This is a genomic window from Bradyrhizobium sp. MI1.4 (genome assembly GCF_055811315.1).
Genome location: NZ_JBVVPP010000008.1, coordinates 86,583 through 103,714, shown reverse-complemented (window position 1 = coordinate 103,714; position 17,132 = coordinate 86,583). Strand labels below are relative to the sequence as shown.

Genomic DNA, 17,132 nt, shown 5'->3' with positions numbered 1-17,132 from the left:
CCTTTAGCGAAGGCGGAAGCAATCCAGAATCCTCCGCGGAAAGATTCTGGATTGCTTCGTCGCTACGCTCCTCGCAATGACGGGATTGAAACGGGCGCGCGCCTCACGCCGATCCCTCACGCCGCCTGCGGTGTCCTGATCTCGCGCGGCAGAATGATCGCGGCTGCGATCGCGAGCAGGCAGAGCGCGGCGAAAGCATGCAGCATGGTGACGAAGCCGCCCTGCTCGTAGAGCCAGGCGACCAGGCCGACCGAGGCGCCGGCGGCGGTGAAGCCGATGAAATAGCGCACGGCATAGGCGCGCGAGCGCCATTCCTCGCTGGTGTATTTGCCGACCATGGCGTCGTTGACCGTGACCTGCCCGAACGCGCCCATGACGATGCCGATCGAGACCAGGATCAGCGGCAGATTGGACAGGCTCGCGGCCAGATACAGGAACGGCGCCAGCATGAAGGACAGCGGCAGCGCCACCGTCTTCAGCGAATAGCGGTCGAGCAGCCGGCCGATCGTGTACTGCGTCATCGCGCCGAACACGTAGACGCAGGCTGCGATGACGCCGAGCAGCGCCGGGCTTTTGGTGAGATCGGCAAGCCGCTCCGCGAACAGCTTTGGCAGCGCCACGGTGACGGCATTGAACGTCGTGGAGATCGCGATCACCACGATCAACAGCGACAGGATCACGCGCCACATGTCCTGCTTGGCGACCCGCGCCTGAGCTGCCGCCTGCTTCGAGCCCTTGCGGTCCTCGTGCACGACCATCATCGCAAACGCGATGCCGATCAGGATGGTGACGATGCCGGGGACGATGAAGGCGAAGCGCCAGCCGAGATACTGGCCGATCACGCCGGTGACCAGCGCCGACGATGCGACGCCGAGATTGCCCCAGACGCCGTTGATGCCCATCTCGCGGCCGAGCCTGTCAGCGTAGGAGACGATCATGGCGGTGCCGACCGGGTGATAGATCGAGGCAAAAATGCCGATCGCGAACAGCGCCGCGCCGAGTTGCGCCGGGGTCTGCACGCAGCCGACCGAGATCATGGAAGCGCCGATGCCGACGAAGAAGATCAGCATCATGTGGCGGCGGCTCCAGCGGTCGCCGAGCCAGCCGGTAAGCAGCGAGCCCGCGCCGAAGGCGACGAAGCCCGGCGTCGCGTAAGGCAGGAGTTCCGAATAGGCCATGCCGAGCGCCGGTCCCATGATGATCACCGCGGCGGCGAAAATCAGCATCGCGTAATGGTCGATGAAATGGCCCGCGTTGACGAAACTGATCACCCGGCTGGGGCTGTTCATGGGAATCCTCTCCTGCTCCGAAATGAGTTATATGTCTTGGGCATGACGGGATGCTGCCAATGACTGTCGTCGAGACGCCAATCCTCCGGGCGGTCCGGAGCAATCATCGCTCGCCTGCGGGCGTGCATCTGGTCGCACGCGACTACCCCAAGGGCATGCGGATCGATCCGCATATGCACCGCGAGGCACAGCTGATCTATGCCGCCAGGGGCACCATGCAGGTGACGACGCCCGGAGGGCGCTGGCTGGTGCCGCCGGACCGCGCGGTCTGGGTCCCCGCCGGGCTCCAGCACGCCATCGATCTGCTCGCCGACATCGAGATGCGGACGCTCTATTTCGACTTGGCTTGGCTGAAGCGCGAGCAGCGCCATGAGGGACTGACCAAGGAATTCGTGGTGCGGGTGTCGCCGCTGCTGAACCAGGCGATCCTCGCGCTGTTCGACGCGCAAAATACCGAGGAGCGGACCGATCTGCTGGTTCGCCTGGTGATGCTGGAACTGGTCCGGGCCGAGGACTCCGCGACCTTCGTGCCGCTGCCGCACGAGCCGCGCTGCCGGCGCGCGGCCATGATCGTGCTCGACGATCCCACCGGCCTGTACGACATCGACGCGCTGGCGCGCGAGGTCGGAACCTCCGCGCGCACGCTGTCGCGGCTGTTTTCGACAGAGACGCAGCTGAGCTTCAAGAGCTGGTGCCAGCGTGCGAGGATTGCGGCGGCGATCCAGCGGCTGTCCACCGATGCCAATGTGTCCGTGAAGCAGCTCGCGACCCAGCTCGGCTATGCCAGCGTGCCGGCGTTTTCGGCGGCGTTCCGTCAGGTGACGGGACGGACGCCGACGGAGTTTGCGGGGAAGGGGTAAGCGCAGAGGCGGGCTGCCGATCGTCCTGCGGGGCCGGTTCGCCAGAATAACGCGATGGCCGGCGGCCCCTTTGGCCTCGACGAGCCGCGCAACATCTATTCTTCAGGAAGACCTGCCTTGCGTAACCCCACGGCGATACGAGCTCGCTGCGCAAGACAGGTTGGATGATCCGTTGGCGAACTGGCGTGGAATTGGGCGATGCTGAAGTCCGGAGCGAGCGTCAGCCCCGCCTGCATATGAGTCCGCGCTTCCTTGATCTCACCGAGATGCGCCTGCTCGGCGGCAAGATAAAAATGGACAAAGGGTGCAATATTACGGTTGGTCTCGATCGATCGCTTGAACCAGCGAACGGCAGCCTCATCGGCGCCGAGATATGATTGCGCGACTCCTGCCGTATTCATCCAGGAAGAGGCCTTGTTATCGCGGGGAGAGAGTCGGAAAGCCTCCATGACGTGCGCTTCGGTCTCCTCGGCTCGGCCCAGATTGCACTTGCCAAGTCCGATCCACGCATGGGCCGTGGCAAGATTCCGGTCCAGCACCAACGCCCGCTCACACTCGGCGATGCCTTGGGCGGCGCGGTTCGTGAAAATCTGGACGACGCCCATCAGGCAATGTGCCCTCGCGTGATTGGGCGTGTGGCCAAGTATCCTGGTCAAGGACGCTTCGACCACTTGCAGAGGCGCCGTGCGGTCGATCAGCATGGAGGTCGCCCGCATCGTATCGACGTCTGTGATTCCCACCATAGCTTCAACGTTTGAAGCGTCCAGCAGGAGCGCTTGTTCGAAGAACGGGCGAGCCTGCGACAGGCTCGTGGGATCCGTCCCGCGATTCAGATACGCCATGCCCTGGAAATAAAGGTCGGTCGAATCTGGATGTGGCGCACGCGCAGCGCGCCGTGCCTCTACCCTGACGAGCTCGGTTCCCAATTGATTGGCAAGACGCGCACCGATTTCGTCCTGCATGTCGAAAAGATCTGCTACCTGCTTGTCGAAACGGTCGCCCCACAAATGATTTCCGGTCTCGGCATCGATGAGCTGGACGATGATGCGCATCCGGCTGCCGGCCCGTTGCACGGAGCCCTCGAGCACGTAGCGAACGCCGAGTTCGCGGCCGAGCTGCTTCAGATCGACATGCACGCCCTTGTAGGTGAAGGCGGTGTTGCGGCCGATCACGAAGATACCGGCCATTCGCGACAGATCCGTGGTCAGGCTCTCGGTCACGCCGTCGACGAAATAGTCCTGGGCGGGATCGGGGCTCAGATTGGCAAAAGGCAGAACCACGAGCGACGGCTTGCCTGCGGCGGGCCTCGGCAAGCGCGCGACAGTCGCAGTTGTAGGCACTTCGCGCACCTCCGCGACGAAGCGGACGCCCTTGCGCGGAAATGTCTTGATCAAGCGCTGCGCGTCCCCGGAATCGCCGATCGCCTTGCGCGCCGCATTAAGCCGCGTGGTCAGGGCGACGTCGGAGACGACGCGACCATGCCAGATGGCGCGGATCAGGTCGTCCTTGCTGACCACGCGCTCGCGGTTGCCGATCAGATAACGAAGCAGGTCGAACACCTGCGGCGCGATGGCGACGACCTCCGGCCCGCGACAAAGCTCGCGCCGCTCAGTGTCGAGTGAAAAATCGTTGAAGAAATAGCGCAAGCGACTTCCCCGAGACCGCCGTCCGTCGTCAAAATCCGTGCGATGCGTAAGAGTAAGCTGCCGGTAAGGAAAATGTAAGCCGGCGACCAAGCCCGTTCGTCCCTCATGTGATACATCCGCCGGTAGAACCCGCTCTGAGCGCCAAATGGATCAGGGAGACAGGGAATGATCACGCGTCGTAGCGTATTGGCCGCATCTGCGGCCTGTGTGGCGAGCTCCGCCTCGCACCGCGTGTCGCGCGCGCTCGCACAGCCGCTCTCCAAAACCGCGCACATTTTGACGGGCTTCTCGCCCGGACTGCAGGACGCCATGGCGCGGCTCGTGGCCGGACAGATGAGCGGCTATGCGGAGACCATCGTGGTCGAGAATCGGCCAGGAGCAGGCGGCCGTATCGCGGTGGAGGCGGTGAAGAACGCCGATGCCGACGGATCGGCCATGCTGTTCTCGCCGCTCGGCTTCATGATGTTTTTTCCGCACGTCTACAAGACGCTGAGGTACCAGCCGCGCGATTTCACGCCGGTGTCGACCGTCGCCTCGACCCCGACATTGCTGACAGTCGGCCCGGCGGTTCCGGCCGACGTCAGGACACTGGCGGATTTCGTTGTTTGGTGCCGAGCCAATCCGAAGCTTGCCACCTTTGGCACGCCGGGCGCCGGAACCACGCTGCATTTTCTCGGTACGATGCTGGGCCGCAGCGCAGGCTTCGATTTTCTCCACGTGCCCTATCAGGGCGGTGGCGCGATTCAGGATCTGGTCAAGGGCGTGATTGCAGCGACCGTCATGCCGATCGGCAGCTCGCTCGGACTTGTCCAATCCGGAGATCTTCGTGCGCTGGCGACCACTGGACCGCGCCGCAGCCCGTTCGTTCCGGCGGTACCGACGGTGCGGGAGGCGGGATACCCCTCGCTCGAGGACCTCACATGGTTTGCGTTTTTCGTTCCAGCGAAGACGCCGGCGCCGATTGTCGATAAGCTCAGCGCCGCGATCCAGACGGCCGTTCGCACCGACGAGGTCAGGGCCGGTATGGCAAAGCTGGCCGTCGAGCCGGACGTGATCGCGATGGACGATTTCGCCCGGCTGATCGCATCCGAATCCGACCGGTGGAAGGCGATCGTGCATGAAACGGGGTTTGTCCCGACCGATTGATCGCAGCAACGGAGGCAACAGATGAGCCGGCCAGCGTCCGTCCTTGATCTCGTGCAGTCGCATCGCATCACCGCGGTGATCTATGCTGCGGCGAAGCTTAGTCTCGCGGAGGCCGTCGGAGACGAGGCGAAATCCGTGGCTGAGCTTGCCCGGCTGGTGTCCGCCGACGAAAGGGCTCTGCGCAGACTGCTCGTTGGTCTGACCACACTTGGTCTTTGTAGGCAGGCAGACCACGACCGGTTTGCTATGACCGATCTCGGCCTGCAGCTCGGCGAGACGGCCGACCCATCCTTCAAGGACTGGGTTCTCTTTGAGGGCGAGATGCTCACGCAATCCTGGAGCGGACTGGTCGATTCGGTTCGCACCGGAAAGACCGCGACCCAGCTGCGCGGAGAAGGCGACGACCGTTATGCGGCCACAGGCAATACGCCGGAATCAAACCGCCGGTTCAACGCTGCGATGGTCAGCCTCACGCGGTCCATCGTTCCGAAGATCGTTACGGCCCACGACTTCGCCGCAGCGCGCCTCGTCATGGATATCGGCGGCGGCACCGGCGAATTGATCGGCGCCATAGTTCAGCACAACCCTCACCTTGAGGGCATCGTCTTCGATCTCGCGCGTTGCGAGACAGATGCGCGCACACATTTCGATCGTCTCGGGATCGCCGGCCGCAGTCGCTTCGTCACCGGCAGCTTCTTTGAAGATATTCCGAGCGGCGCCGACACGATTGTGATGAAGAGCATTCTCCATAATTGGAACGACGACCGTTGCCGGATCATCTTGCGCAATTGCCGGAACGCGCTGCCGTCCGACGGGACGTTGATCGTGATCGAGCGGATCATGCCGGAGCGCGCAACGACGGCGCCCGAGGATCGTTCCTGCGTCATGAGCGACCTCAACATGCTGCGAGGACCGGGCGGTTGCGAGCGGACCGAAGCCGAGTATCGCAAGCTGGCGGACTCGGCCGGCTTCGCTTTCGTCCGGACGACCGGTATCGGCTCGTTCAGCCTGGTCCAATTCAGGAAATCCGGTCACTGAGCAGGCTGTCTCCTTGCGCTGGCAGGAGGGGCCCGGATCAGGGACGCCCTGGCTGCCACCCGCGGCACGCAGGCCGTGGCGTACTGGATGTCCCTCCTTCGCCGGGCATGACGGCATTCTGGAAATCCACACCCCCCGCTAAACTTGCCAAAATCCCCCGCTTGATTGTGATCGGATTCCGCCCAAATCCCGTGTAAGATTCCCGCACCGCACAAACCCGACACGAAAGCCCCGATGGCCAACGCCTTCTTCTCCGACTTACTTACTACCATCTCCGAGCGCGGCCGCACGCTGCTTCGCCGCGGGGATTCTGCCGACACCAAGCCGGACGCCGATGGGCTGATCGAGCTCTGTGGCGCGCTGCTGTCGGGCCGGGGTGAAGCTTCCGGCACCGCCATGGCGCGTGAGGTGCTCGACATCTACCAGGACCTGGATGCGGCGGGACGTCGCGCCTTTTTCGAAGCCCTGGTGCGCGATTTCGGCCCGGATCGGGAACGCCTGTCCAAGGCGATCGAGACATGGCGCGCCAAGCCGGCCGACGAGGATGCCAGCGCCCTGCACTTCGCCTCCGAGCCGCGCCGGCAGGAGTTGATCCGCCGCCTCAACCGCGCACCCGGCGGCACCGGCGATCTCGTCAAGATGCGCGCCGACCTGCTCGACATGATGAACAGGCACGCCGATCTCGCCGCACTCGATCGCGACGTTTCGCATCTTCTCTCGTCATGGTTCAACAGGGGGTTTCTCGTGCTGCGCAGGATCGACTGGTCGACCCCGGCCAACATCCTCGAAAAGATCATCCGTTATGAGGCCGTGCACGAGATCAGCGACTGGGACGATCTGCGCCGCCGCATCGATCCGGTCGACCGCCGCTGCTACGCCTTCTTCCATCCCGCGATGGTGGACGAGCCCCTGATCTTCGTCGAGGTCGCGTTGACCGAGACGATCCCCGGCGCGATCGCGCCGCTGCTCGCGGTCGATCGCCCATCCGTCCCGATCGAGCGCGCCCGTACCGCCGTGTTCTACTCGATCTCCAACACCCAGCGCGGTCTGGGCGGCATCTCCTTCGGCAGCTTCCTGATCAAGCAGGTGGTGGAGGAGCTGCGCCGCGAATTGCCCAAGCTCGACAATTTCGTGACGCTGTCGCCGGTGCCGGGCTTCATGCCATGGGTGAAGCAGGACAAGGATTTGCCGCTGTCGGACGAGGACCGCGAGATCCTGAAGCGCCTCGACGATCCCAAATGGTTCGAGAACCCCGAGACCACGACACTGCTACGTGGCGTGATCGAACCGCTCGCGGCGCACTATTTCCTGAAGGCGCGCACACCCAAAGGCAAGCTGATCGACTCCGTCGCGCGCTTCCATCTCGGCAACGGCGCCCGCCTCGAGCGCATCAATTGGTTAGGCGATCTCTCGCCGAAGGGCGTGCGCGAGTCCGCCGGCGTGATGGTCAACTACCTCTACCGCCTCGACGACATCGAGAAGAACCACGAAGCCTACGCCAATGACGGCGAAGTCGTGGCCTCGAGCGCGGTGAAGAAGCTCTTGAAGGGCGAAGGGCGGCGGCTGTTGGATATGCGACTGTCGTAAGGGACGACCTCGGCTGATTGCGTTGGTTCGTCCACAATCTCGGTGTCATCGCCCGGCTTGACCGGGCGATCCAGTATTCCAGAGGCCTCCGTTGAAGCGCTCGCTCTCGCCACATTCGCCACGGCGTACTGGATGCCCCGGTCAAGCCGGGGCATGACAGCGGAAAGCATGGCGTGGCCGTCGCGCCCCCTACTCCGCCAGCGCCTTCATCTCCTTGTAGAGATCCGACTTGCCTTCGAAGCCGATGCCTGACAGCTCCGGCATGGTGATGTGGCCGTTCTCGACGCGGACGCCGTCGGGGAAGCCACCATAGGGCTGGAACAGGTCGGGGTAGCTCTCGTTGCCGCCAAGGCCTAAGCCGGCTGCGATGTTGAGCGACATCTGGTGGCCGCCGTGGGGGATGCAGCGGCTCGGCGACCAGCCATGAGTTTTCAGCACCTCCAGCGTGCGCTGGTATTCGCACAGGCCGTAGGACAGCGCGCAATCGAATTGCAGCCAGTCGCGGTCGGGGCGCATGCCGCCGTAGCGAATCAAATTGCGGGCATCCTGGTGGCTGAACAGGTTTTCGCCTGTTGCCATCGGGCCCGGATAGAATTCGGCGAGGGCTGCCTGCAGCGCGTAATCCAGGGGATCGCCGACTTCTTCGTACCAGAACAAGGGATAATCCCGCAGCATCTTGGCATAGGCGATGCCGGTCTCGAGATCGAAGCGGCCGTTGGCGTCGACGGCGAGCTGCGCGTCCTTGCCGATTTCCTTCAGCACCGCTTCGATGCGGGTGCGGTCGTCCTCGATATCAGCACCGCCGATCTTCATCTTCACGACGTTGTAGCCGCGATCGAGATAGCCTCGCATCTCGCCGCGCAGCATCGAGAGGTCCTTGCCGGGATAGTAGTAGCCGCCGGCAGCGTAGACGAACACGCGCGGATTGGCTTTGACGCCGTGACGCTCAGCCAGCAGGCGAAACAGCGGCTGGCCCGCAATCTTCGCGACCGCATCCCACACCGCCATGTCGATGGTGCCGACCGCGACCGAGCGCTCGCCGTGACCGCCCGGCTTCTCGTTGGTCATCATCGCGGCCCAGACCTTGTCGGGGTCGAGATTGTCGCCGGCCGCGTTCAGCAGCGATTTCGGATCGGCCTCCAGGATGCGCGAGGCAAAACGCTCGCGGATCAGGCCGCCCTGCCCGTAGCGGCCGTTGGAGTTGAAGCCGTAGCCGACGACGCGCTTGCCGTCGCGAACGACGTCGGTGACGACGGCCACGAGGCTCGTCGTCATCTTGGTGAAATCGATATAGGCGTTGCGGATCGGCGAAGAGATCGGCTTCGTGATCTCGCGGACGTCGACGATGCGGACGGACATGGGGTTTGGCTTTCTGCGGGCTCCCTCCTCTCGTCATGGCCGGGCTTGTCCCGGCCATCCACGTCTTAGCCGCTCGAAGAACGTGGATGCCCGGGACAAGCCCGGGCATGACGGCGTGCCCCAAGCACGCTTCGCATTCCAAAACTACTTCTTATCCCTGAAATACGGCTCGACCGGGCCGTGCACCTTGATGGTCAGCGGGTTGCCGTGGCGGTCCTTGGCGTTGCCTGCGGTGACGCGGACCCAGCCTTCGCTGATGCAGTATTCCTCGACATTGGTCTTCTCGACACCCTTGAAGCGGATGCCGACGTCGCGCGCCAGGATGTCCGCATTGTAAAAGGGGCTGTTCGGATCGACCGAGAGGCGGTCCGGAAATTCGTCGCTCATGATTGTCTCGCTCATAACAGGGTCTCGATTTGCTGCCGCAATCCTTCGGGCCGCGCGGTCGGCGCATAGCGCGAAACCACCTTGCCGGCGCGGTCCACCAGGAATTTCGTGAAATTCCATTTGATGGAGGCGCCCAGCAGGCCGGATTGCTGGCGTTTCAGGTACTCATACAACGGATGGGCATTGCTGCCGTTGACGTCGATCTTCTCGAACAGGGGAAAGGTGACGTCGTAATTGGTCGAGCAGAACGCCTGGATCTCGCTCGCCTGCCCTGGCTCCTGCGCACCGAACTGGTTGCAGGGAAAGCCGAGCACCGAGAAGCCGCGCGGGGACAGGTCGCGATGCAGATCCTCCAGCCCGCGATATTGCGGCGTGAAGCCGCATTTGCTCGCGGTGTTGACGATCAGCAGCACCTGCCCCTCGAAGCTGCGCATCGGCACTTCTTCGCCGAGAAGCGAGTTGGCCTTGAAGTCGTAGATCGCGGACATCGCTAACCTACGGGATCGATCGGCGACGGCGGCACGCCGCCCGCCTCGATCGCCTCGCCTGCGAGCAGGCAGAGATCCTCGCGATAGCGGCCCGACACGATGTGCACGCCGACCGGCGCCTTGCCGACGAGGCCCGTGGAGACCACGAGGCCCGGCAGGCCCATGAAGGGAATGGCGATCTGCGGCAACTGCGCTTCCCAGACGCGTTTGAAGGAAGAGTCGTCCTTGCGGTCGAGATGATCGGGGAACGGCAGTTCGCCGGAGACCGGCGTCAGCAGCACGGCATAGGTCTCGAAGAACAGCATCCAGTCGCGGGTCAGCGTGGCGCGGCGGGTCAATGCCTTGGCGTAATTGGCCTGGTCCATCGGCGTGACCCTGGCACGGTTGCCACGCAGGCACGCCAGCGCGCCGGGATCGCCTTCACGCTCGGCCATCTCGAGCTGCGCCTCATAGCCGTCGCCGAGCCAGAGCTTGATCTGCCACTCGACCGCTTCGCGCATCGGCGGGGTGTTCTCGATTGTCTCGACGGTCCAGCCGGCCCGTTCGAGCCGCTTGCCGGCGTCGATGACGGCGGCCTTCACCTCGGGCGCGGTGGCCAGGCCGTCCGGGTCGAGACAGAGCGCGGCGCGCTTCGGCCGCGCGGGGCCTTCCAGCGGCACCGGCACAAACCAGGGATCGCGGATGTCGCGGGCCGACATGGCCGCGAGCGAAATCCTGATGTCGTTGACGGTGCGCGCCAGCGGCCCCGACACCGCCATGATCTGCGGCCCGATCGGGCGCTCCGGCAGGGCCGGATTGAAGGCCGGGATGCGGCCCAAGGTCGGGCGCAAGCCATGCACGCCGCAGGCATAGGCGGGATAGCGGATCGAGCCGGCAATGTCGGTGCCATGGGCGATATGGCCGATGCCGGCCGCGACCGCCGAGCCCGCGCCGCCGGACGAGCCGCCCGGCGTCAGCGAGGCGTCGCGGGGGTTCTTGGTGTCGCCGTGGACCAGGTTGGTGGTGAACCAGCGATAGGAGAAGGCCGGGCAATTGGTGCGCCCAAGCAGAACGGCGCCGGCTTTGCGGAAATTGGCGACCACCGGATTGTCCTCGCGCGCGATCAGGTCGCGCTGGAGCTTGAGGCCGTTGGTGGTGGCAAAGCCCTCCTGGTCGACATTGGCCTTGATGGTCACGGGCACTCCGGCCAGCATGCCGGGGTCCTCGCCCCTGGCGATGGCGGCATCGACGGCGTCGGCCTGCTTGAGCACGTCCTCGGGCCGGTGGTCGATCACGGCGTTGAGGCTCGGATTGACGGCGTCGAGCCGGGCGAGGCCGGCCTGCGCGGCCTCCCTGGCGGAGACCTTTTTGGTTTTGACGAGATTGGCGAGGTCGGCCGCCGACAGGCGCCAGAGATCTTGCATGACTTGCTCCGTGTAACCGGCGTCTTTTAGCCCCGGGAACGCGGCAAAGCCATGCGGATTTCGCAGGGATTCCTCCGCCATTGCGACGGTGGCGAGAGCAAGCCTTAATGCCGGGTGGCGGACTGGTCCGGAATGTCCAGGAGTGCCTCGGTGAAGGGGAATTCGAGCACGATCTCGCCTTCGCGGTCGGTGACCTCGATGACGGCCTCAAGCAGGGCCGGCTGGGTGCCTTCCGATCTCAGCACCTCCAGAATCATCTGGCGGGCAACCTCCCAGGCGCGATCGGGATTGCGCAAATCCTCTCCCTCAGGATCCACGATCAGTTCGTCGCCGATACGGGTGTTGAAGAAATATCTGGGCATCACGAAGTTCCAGTTGGGTCGCCTGTACCGGATTGAAAGCTGCACTGCACTCACAACCGCTTTATCAGGACAGGGTTCGCGACCGAATGCGCCGGGCGCAAGGCAGCATCACCAGCAAGTATCGTTCCGGCAGCATTTTTCGCGCCGCAACATGGCTTTCTCGGGAAAATTTCACTGGCGAACTTTTCCACCCGCACTAACTTAAGGGTTGGGCGGATACGTCCGAATTCTCGAAAATGGAGAGCCGAAAATGGCCTGGAAAGCCCCGAAGATCGTCGAAGTGCCCTGTGGCATGGAAATCAACATGTATGTGAGCGCCACCCGCAAGTAAGCGGTTGGTGAGTTCGCGTTCTGCGCAGGTGGATCTTTCGGTCACGATGCATGTCCGGAAGACAGGATTTGTGTTTGCGTGAGGTCCACCTCGCGACATTGCCTCCAGGAGACGGATCATGCTTCGCGTCGTCGTCCTGGGCGCCGCAGCCGGCGGCGGAGTGCCGCAATGGAATTGCGGCTGCGAGGGCTGCCGGACGGCCCGTGATAACGGCCAAGAGCTGCAACGGACCCAAGCCTCGGTCGCCTTCAGCGGCGACGGCGAGCACTGGTTCTTGATCAACGCCTCCCCCGACCTCCGCCAGCAATTGAATGCGACGCCACAGCTGCATCCGAAGGCAGGCGCGCTGCGCCATACGCCGATCGCAGGCGTGATCCTGACCAACAGCGAGGTGGACGCAGTGGCCGGCCTGCTGTCGATGCGCGAGGGTTCGCCCTTCACGGTCTATGCGCACGAGAAGGTGCTGGCGATCCTGAGGGCGAACAGCATCTTCAATGTGCTGAACGAGAAAAACGTGCAGCGCCAGCCGATCGGCATCAATGAGCCGTTCGAGCCGCGGCTGCCGGACGGGGCGCGCTCAGGACTTGAGGTGCTGCCCTTCGCGGTCTCGGGCAAGTCGGCCTGGTACCTGGAAGGCAAGACGCATCCGGGCGGCGACAGCGGCGATGGCGATACGCTGGGGCTGAAGATCACCGACAAAGCAACCGGCAAATGCTTCTACTTCATCGCCGCCTGCGCCGAGGTCACCGACGCGCTCAAGGCCGAGATCGACGGCGCTGCGCTGGTGTTCTTCGACGGCACGGTGTGGCAGGACGACGAGATGATCAAGGCCGGGCTTAGCCACAAGACCGGCAAAAGCATGGGCCACGTCGCGATGTCCGGCGACCACGGCGCCATCGCGCGGCTCGCCGACCTCACACTCGACAGGAAGATATTTCTGCATATCAATAATTCGAATCCGGCGCTGCTGCCCGCTTCCCCGGAGCGCAAGGCCGCTGAAGCGGCGGGCTGGCAGATACCCGCGGACGGAACGGAGATCGTGCTGTGAATGCCGCGTCACTGACTGGAATGACCGCGCTCTCGATCGGCAAGGACATCAGGCTCACTAGCGCCGAGGAGCTGGAGGCGACGCTGCGTCACATCGGTGCGACGCGCTATCACAGCCTGCATCCGTTCCATAGACTGCTGCATGGCGGCAAGCTCAACAAGGGCCAGGTGCAGGCCTGGGCGCTGAACCGCTACTATTACCAGAGCACCATCCCGATCAAGGACGCGGTGGTGATCTCGCGCTTCCGCGACCGCGCCACGCGGCTGGAATGGCGCCACCGCATCGAGGATCATGACGGCGACATCGGCTCCGAAGGCGGTATCGAGCGCTGGCTGAAGCTGACCGAAGGCCTCGGGCTGGACACGGCTTACGTGGAATCGACCGAAGGCATCCTGCCCGCGACGCGCTTTGCGGTGGAAGCCTATGTGCATTATTGCCGCGAGAAGTCGCCGCTGGAGGCGATCGCGTCCTCGCTCACCGAATTGTTCGCGCCGAACCTGCACGAAGAGCGCATCTCCGGGATGCTGGAGCACTACGACTTCGTCAATCCTGATATCATGAGCTACTTCAAGCGCCGGCTGGCGCAGGCGCCGCGCGACGCCGGCTTTGCGCTCGACTATGTCAAGGCACATGCCGTCACGCCCGAGCAACGCGCGTCCGTCTGCAATGCGCTGATCTTCAAGACCAACGTGCTATGGGTGCAGCTCGACGCGTTGCAACACGCCTATGTCGAGGGCCATATTCCGCCGGGCGCGTTCGTGCCCCAAGAACACCAAAAGGCGAGCTGAGGAACGAGCGATGGCCGGGCCGCGTCACATCAGCGTCAGCGAGACGAGCAGGCCGGTTCTGCCGCGGCACGCCAAGCTGAAATATGACGAGACGCGAAATGTCTGGGTGATCCTGGCGCCCGAACGCGTGCTGGCGCCGGACGAGATCGCGGTCGAGGTCTTGCAGCTCTGCGACGGCGAGCGCAATGTCGGCGAAATGTCCGACCAACTCGCGGCAAAATACGCCGCGCCGCGCGAGGCGATCCTGGCCGACGTCATCGTCATGCTGCAGGATCTCGCCGACAAGGGCTTTCTCACGGAGGCCCGGGAGAAGACGTCATGAGCGATGTGCTCGGCAATCCCACCATCCCGCCCGACGCCAGCGACAGCCTCGCGGTGCTGGAGAAGAGCCGCTCGACGGCAGAGACGTTCGGCATTCCGCTCGCCGTGCTGCTCGAGATCACCCATCGCTGCCCGCTGCAATGTCCCTATTGCTCCAACCCGGTCGAGCTCGACCGCTCGGGCAAGGAGCTGACGACCGAGGAATGGAAGAAGGTATTGAGCGAACTCGCCGAGATCGGCGTGCTGCAGGTGCATTTCTCCGGCGGCGAGCCGACGGCGCGCAAGGACCTCGTCGAGCTGGTCAAGCATGCGAGCGACGTCGGGCTCTACACCAACCTCATCACTTCGGCGGTGCTGCTGACGCGTGAGCGGTTGAGCGAACTTGCCGATGCCGGGCTCTGCCACGTCCAGATCAGTTTTCAGGGCGTTGAAGAAGCCCTCGCCGACCGCGTCGGCGGCTACAAAAACGGGCACCGCAAGAAGCTCGAAGTCGCAAAATGGACGCGCGAGCTCGATTTGCCGCTCACCGTGAATGCGGTGATGCATCGGCAAAACCTGCACCAGCTGTCTGATATCATCCAGATGTCGGTGGACCTCGACGCCGACCGGCTCGAGGTCGCCAATGTCCAATATTACGGCTGGGCGCTAAAGAACCGCGCCGCGCTGATGCCGACGGTGGCGCAGCTCGACGAGTGCACCCGCATCGTCGAGGAGGCGCGCGAGCGGCTGAAGGGCCGGCTCACGATCGACTATGTCGTGCCCGATTATTACGCGCTGCGGCCGAAGAAGTGCATGGGCGGCTGGGGTCGGCAGTTCTTCAACATTTCGCCGGCCGGCAAGGTGCTGCCCTGCCACGCCGCCGAGAGCATCACCGGGCTCGACTTCGAATCCGTGCGCTCCAACCATTCGATCGCCTGGATCTGGCAGAACTCGGACGCCTTCAACCGCTACCGCGGCACCGGCTGGATGAAGGAGCCGTGCAAGAGTTGCGAATTCCGGGAGATCGATTTCGGCGGCTGCCGCTGCCAGGCCTTTGCGCTGACCGGCGACGCCGCCAACACCGATCCCGCCTGCGCGCTGTCGCCGCTGCACGAGACCATCTTCAAGCAGGCCGAGCGCGAGGCTGAGGGCGAAACCAACCGCTTCCTCTATCGCAATTTCGCCGGCGGCACCCTGGAATCCGAGAATGGTGCCTGACGCCGACGCGGCCAGCTCAGTCAAGCGCGCCGATCCCTTTGCACCGCTGACCTCCGAAATGCTCGACGTCGGCGGCGGCCACGAGCTCTATGTCGAGAGCGTCGGCCGCACCGACGGAATCCCGGCGGTCTATCTGCATGGCGGCCCCGGCAGCGGCTGCCAGCCCGACCACCGCCGGCTGTTTGATCCCGACCGTTTTCATGCCGTGCTGTTCGACCAGCGCGGCTGCGGTCGCAGCCGGCCGAAGGGATCGCGCGCACACAACACCACGCAGCATCTGATCGCGGACATGGAAAAGATCCGCGAGAAATTCGGCGTCGCGCGCTGGATGGTGGTCGGCGGCTCCTGGGGCGCGACGCTGGCGCTGGCTTATGCGCAGGCGCATCCCGAGCGCGTCTCCGGAATTGCGCTGCGCGCGACCTTTCTCGGCACGCGTGCTGAAGTCGAGATCGCCTTCACCTCGCGCCTGTCGCAATTCTACCCCGCGCTCTACGACGATTTTCTGAGCGTGCTGCCGGTCGAGGAGCGCGCGCAACCGGTGGAAGCCTACTATCGCCGCATCCTCGATCCCGATCCGGCGGTGCATGGCCCGGCCTCGCGCGCCTGGCACGATACCGAACGCGCCTTGTCGGAGCACAAGGCGGCAAAGACACGGCTGGATCTGGCGTCGCTGAACGTGTGGCGCACATTGCCGGCGACGCCGTTCATGGAGGCGCATTATTTCGTCCAAGACAGCTTCATGACGGAGAACGAGTTGTTGCGGAACGCCGGCAAGCTCGACGGCATTCCCGGCATCATCGTCCAGGGCCGCTACGATCTGTTGTGCCCTCCCGAGACATCGCAGGCGCTCGCGAAAGTGTGGCCGGGTTCCGAGATTCGCATCGTGGAAGAAGCCGGCCATTCGCTCTATGATACCGGCGTGCGGGACGCGGTCATGAAGTCGATCGCAGATATCGCTTCGAAGATTTCGCGATAGCGGGACAAGAAAATGCCACTCGCCGGGAAGGGCATGTTGCTCACGTCGATGAATATCGACGTTCCAAATGAACCCGATTTCAACCGCTGGTACGATCGCGAGCATCTGGAAGAGCGCGTTGCGATCGAGGGCTTTCTCGAAGCGCGGCGCTATGTCGCGCACGCCGCCAATCCCAAATATCTCTCGCTGTATTCAACCGCGACGCTCGACGTGCTCGACAGTCCCGCCTACCGGGCGCGGCTCGCCAATCAGACCGAATGGTCGCGGCGGAGCATGGCGCATTTCAAGGACATGCTCCGCGTGGTCGCCCGCATCACGATCAGCAGGGGCACCGGCCGCGGCGCGGCGCTCGGCCTCGTGCGGCTGCGGCCGACGCCGGACAATGCAGTCGCGTGGCGTGACGCACTGCAAGAACGGCTGGCGCCGGAAAAACACGACGGCATCATCTCCATGCATCTGCTCGAAAGCGAGCCGGAACTATCAGGCGCGACCGCGGATATTCCGGCGGTGCGCAACGAAGGCGCGCGCGACTGGTTCGTGCTGATCGACGGCACGCATGTCGGCGCGGTCTCGTCCGTGATCGCCGAGCGCTTCACCGGCCCTGCCGCCTCGCCATTCCCGCTTCCCGTGTCGGTCGGCTCCTACTGCCTGATGTGGGACCTCGCGAAGAGCGACATCGCGCGCAACTAAGCCATCGGACGCATCGCAACATGCTGCACCGCCACATACTGCGCACGGCCGTTAATGCTGTGCGCGCGTAGCTCCCATGAAAGAGGGGAAGCGCGAAATTTGCCGTTGTACTTCGGAGCGGTTCTAATAAGCTAACCCAATGACGTCATTCAGAAACCAGATCGCCGCGCGTTAGCGTTCGCAAGCTCAAGAAAAGGCCGCGGGGTCTTTGAGCCT

General features: G+C 64.0%; 18 protein-coding genes. 11 read left to right on the top strand and 7 right to left on the bottom strand.

The annotated features are described in order from the left end of the window. Nucleotides 1-116 precede the first annotated feature (116 nt). A complete protein-coding gene (locus AC0L23_RS12085) occupies nucleotides 117-1,289 on the bottom strand; it encodes an MFS transporter (RefSeq protein WP_085385342.1) in 1,173 nt (390 codons plus the stop codon). Between the two features lie 59 nt (nucleotides 1,290-1,348). On the opposite strand from AC0L23_RS12085, the gene AC0L23_RS12080 reads away from it, so the two are divergent. Next, nucleotides 1,349-2,149 carry an AraC family transcriptional regulator gene (locus AC0L23_RS12080; RefSeq protein ID WP_085385422.1) on the top strand — a complete coding sequence of 267 codons (801 nt, stop codon included), beginning with the start codon at nucleotides 1,349-1,351 and terminating at the stop codon, nucleotides 2,147-2,149. Nucleotides 2,150-2,244: 95 nt separating this feature from the next. Here the strand turns inward: AC0L23_RS12080 and AC0L23_RS12075 are convergent, their stop codons facing one another. Next, complete coding sequence (locus AC0L23_RS12075; RefSeq protein ID WP_085385341.1) at nucleotides 2,245-3,795, bottom strand: winged helix-turn-helix domain-containing tetratricopeptide repeat protein; 1,551 nt, start codon at nucleotides 3,793-3,795, stop codon at nucleotides 2,245-2,247. A 165-nt stretch (nucleotides 3,796-3,960) separates the two neighbouring features. Between AC0L23_RS12075 and AC0L23_RS12070 the strand changes: the two genes are divergently transcribed. From AC0L23_RS12070 to AC0L23_RS12060, 3 genes are all read left to right on the top strand, one after another. Beyond that, entirely contained in the window at nucleotides 3,961-4,941 is a 981-nt protein-coding gene (locus AC0L23_RS12070; RefSeq protein WP_085385340.1) for a Bug family tripartite tricarboxylate transporter substrate binding protein, read from the top strand. Nucleotides 4,942-4,962: 21 nt separating this feature from the next. Then, nucleotides 4,963-5,979: a methyltransferase gene (locus AC0L23_RS12065; protein WP_085385339.1), complete on the top strand. Its 1,017-nt coding sequence runs from the start codon at nucleotides 4,963-4,965 to the stop codon at nucleotides 5,977-5,979. Nucleotides 5,980-6,213: 234 nt separating this feature from the next. Continuing rightward, nucleotides 6,214-7,566: a malonyl-CoA decarboxylase gene (locus AC0L23_RS12060; RefSeq protein WP_085351884.1), complete on the top strand. Its 1,353-nt coding sequence runs from the start codon at nucleotides 6,214-6,216 to the stop codon at nucleotides 7,564-7,566. A gap of 189 nt (nucleotides 7,567-7,755) precedes the next feature. On the opposite strand, the gene tarD is transcribed toward AC0L23_RS12060, so the two are convergent. From tarD to AC0L23_RS12035, 5 genes are all read right to left on the bottom strand, one after another. Next, entirely contained in the window at nucleotides 7,756-8,925 is a 1,170-nt protein-coding gene (tarD, locus tag AC0L23_RS12055; RefSeq protein WP_085361487.1) for a D(-)-tartrate dehydratase, read from the bottom strand. 144 nt (nucleotides 8,926-9,069) lie between these two features. Then, nucleotides 9,070-9,327, bottom strand: a complete 258-nt coding sequence (locus AC0L23_RS12050) for a DUF3297 family protein (protein ID WP_007613756.1) — start codon at nucleotides 9,325-9,327, stop codon at nucleotides 9,070-9,072. After that, on the bottom strand, nucleotides 9,324-9,800 hold the full coding sequence (locus AC0L23_RS12045) for a glutathione peroxidase (protein ID WP_018454085.1): 477 nt from the start codon (nucleotides 9,798-9,800) through the stop codon (nucleotides 9,324-9,326). The genes AC0L23_RS12050 and AC0L23_RS12045 overlap by 4 nt, the downstream gene beginning before the upstream one ends. A gap of 2 nt (nucleotides 9,801-9,802) precedes the next feature. Next, complete coding sequence (locus AC0L23_RS12040) at nucleotides 9,803-11,203, bottom strand: amidase family protein (protein ID WP_085385421.1); 1,401 nt, start codon at nucleotides 11,201-11,203, stop codon at nucleotides 9,803-9,805. Nucleotides 11,204-11,307: 104 nt separating this feature from the next. Continuing rightward, on the bottom strand, nucleotides 11,308-11,565 hold the full coding sequence (locus AC0L23_RS12035; RefSeq protein ID WP_007613759.1) for a DUF6894 family protein: 258 nt from the start codon (nucleotides 11,563-11,565) through the stop codon (nucleotides 11,308-11,310). Between the two features lie 250 nt (nucleotides 11,566-11,815). On the opposite strand from AC0L23_RS12035, the gene pqqA reads away from it, so the two are divergent. The 7 genes from pqqA (at nucleotide 11,816) to AC0L23_RS12000 (ending at nucleotide 16,916) form a co-directional block, all read left to right on the top strand. Further along, on the top strand, nucleotides 11,816-11,896 hold the full coding sequence (pqqA, locus tag AC0L23_RS12030) for a pyrroloquinoline quinone precursor peptide PqqA (RefSeq protein WP_007595659.1): 81 nt from the start codon (nucleotides 11,816-11,818) through the stop codon (nucleotides 11,894-11,896). 118 nt (nucleotides 11,897-12,014) lie between these two features. Beyond that, a complete protein-coding gene (gene pqqB, locus AC0L23_RS12025) occupies nucleotides 12,015-12,944 on the top strand; it encodes a pyrroloquinoline quinone biosynthesis protein PqqB (protein WP_473356999.1) in 930 nt (309 codons plus the stop codon). A gap of 20 nt (nucleotides 12,945-12,964) precedes the next feature. After that, complete coding sequence (gene pqqC, locus AC0L23_RS12020; RefSeq protein WP_377789043.1) at nucleotides 12,965-13,732, top strand: pyrroloquinoline-quinone synthase PqqC; 768 nt, start codon at nucleotides 12,965-12,967, stop codon at nucleotides 13,730-13,732. Nucleotides 13,733-13,742: 10 nt separating this feature from the next. Next, nucleotides 13,743-14,054: a pyrroloquinoline quinone biosynthesis peptide chaperone PqqD gene (pqqD, locus tag AC0L23_RS12015; protein WP_085351888.1), complete on the top strand. Its 312-nt coding sequence runs from the start codon at nucleotides 13,743-13,745 to the stop codon at nucleotides 14,052-14,054. Then, a complete protein-coding gene (gene pqqE, locus AC0L23_RS12010) occupies nucleotides 14,051-15,250 on the top strand; it encodes a pyrroloquinoline quinone biosynthesis protein PqqE (protein WP_018454081.1) in 1,200 nt (399 codons plus the stop codon). Before pqqD ends, pqqE begins: the two co-directional genes overlap by 4 nt. Further along, nucleotides 15,240-16,226 carry a prolyl aminopeptidase gene (gene pip, locus AC0L23_RS12005; RefSeq protein ID WP_085351889.1) on the top strand — a complete coding sequence of 329 codons (987 nt, stop codon included), beginning with the start codon at nucleotides 15,240-15,242 and terminating at the stop codon, nucleotides 16,224-16,226. The genes pqqE and pip overlap by 11 nt, the downstream gene beginning before the upstream one ends. A 12-nt stretch (nucleotides 16,227-16,238) precedes the next feature. Continuing rightward, entirely contained in the window at nucleotides 16,239-16,916 is a 678-nt protein-coding gene (locus AC0L23_RS12000) for a DUF4286 family protein (protein ID WP_085361491.1), read from the top strand. Nucleotides 16,917-17,132: the final 216 nt, after the last annotated feature.